2 protein-coding genes are annotated in these 1,050 nt (G+C 54.5%); both read right to left on the bottom strand.

Going from position 1 to position 1,050, the window contains the following annotated elements; genetic code table 11:
* Positions 1-675 (bottom strand): TraG family conjugative transposon ATPase (locus DW640_RS23305; RefSeq protein WP_117579007.1); only part of this gene is annotated, 675 nt, incomplete at its 3' end.
* Positions 672-1,004, bottom strand: a complete 333-nt coding sequence (locus tag DW640_RS23300) for a DUF4133 domain-containing protein (RefSeq protein ID WP_004291514.1) — start codon at positions 1,002-1,004, stop codon at positions 672-674. The genes DW640_RS23305 and DW640_RS23300, both read right to left, overlap by 4 nt.
* Positions 1,005-1,050 lie beyond the last annotated feature (46 nt).

Below are 1,050 nucleotides of genomic sequence, written 5' to 3'. Positions count from 1 at the left end.
GTCGGAGAGGGTGTGCAGACACAGGCGGTTGTCGCCGATGCGCATCTCCCTTGCCGAAAGCTCGATGTCCTGCAAGGTGGTGTCACCTTCCGGCATGAGCGAGAAGTAGCGTTCAATAAGTCCCGTCTTTCCCTCAGTACCCACAATCTCATCGGTGGAGAGGCGGCGCAGCCTGACAAGCCCGCTGTCGTTCATGATGCGCTCGAACTGTTCGCAGGCTTCCAAGAACTTGGTCGTGGTTTCCCTGTCCAGCTCCTTCGGGATGATATGTCCCCGGCACAGCGTGCTGAAATTGCTCTGCATCCGGTTACGCTCCTTTGTTGTCTTGGTCAGGTAGAGGTAGCAGGTGTGTTTCAGGTACGGACGCTCGTTGAAGTGACGCTCGAAAGAGCGGCTTAAAAAGCTCATGTCGTCCTTCTGAAGCTCCGGTTTGTAGCGTTCCTTGATGAACCAGTCCTGTTTGTGGACGACGGAGTAGTCCGGCAGCACCTTGATAGCCTTGCACCAGCAACTGTGTATCGCCTCGTACTCCGCACCCGTCACGGTGTAAAGTTCCGGTAGTTCCACCTCGAAAGCCACCGTGATGTCGGCGTCCTTTGAGATGATGCAGCCATGCTCCACCGCTAAAAGTGGGAACCTGTTTTCCAGTGTTGTCATTTTCGATGTATTCCTCATTGTCTTTCTTCCTTTCGTTGTCGTTTGAACAGACGGGTTATCCGCCGCCGGTTGATAAGGTATCGGGGATGGCTCCGTGCCGCTCCTAATTTCATCAGCCCGTGTTCACCGTACCGGGCGTTCAGCGCGAAGGTCTGCCATACAAGGAGGGAGGACGATGCCGCGCCGAAGCCGATACATATCCACTGGTCGATACCGACCATGTAGAGGATGACGAACAGGACGAAGAGAGCCAGCAGACCTCCGCAGAAGATGAAGAGGTACTGTGCCTTCAAGCCCTTGAACTCTACCGGACGGCCGATACCCTTGTTGATTGGGTATTCAGCCATACATTATTTATTAAAGGAAGAATGAGCGCAGGATGGTGGCGGCAAC

Source organism: Bacteroides sp. AM23-12 (genome assembly GCF_003434395.1).
In the GTDB taxonomy this organism is placed as follows: domain Bacteria; phylum Bacteroidota; class Bacteroidia; order Bacteroidales; family Bacteroidaceae; genus Bacteroides; species Bacteroides thetaiotaomicron.
Note: the sequence above shows the minus strand (reverse complement) of the source record. Positions and strands in the feature narration are given on the sequence as shown.

Excerpts from the sequence above, each read along its gene's own strand:
- DW640_RS23300 (WP_004291514.1), bottom strand. The coding sequence starts at position 1,004 with ATGGCTGAATACCCAATCAACAAGGGTATCGGCCGTCCGGTAGAGTTC.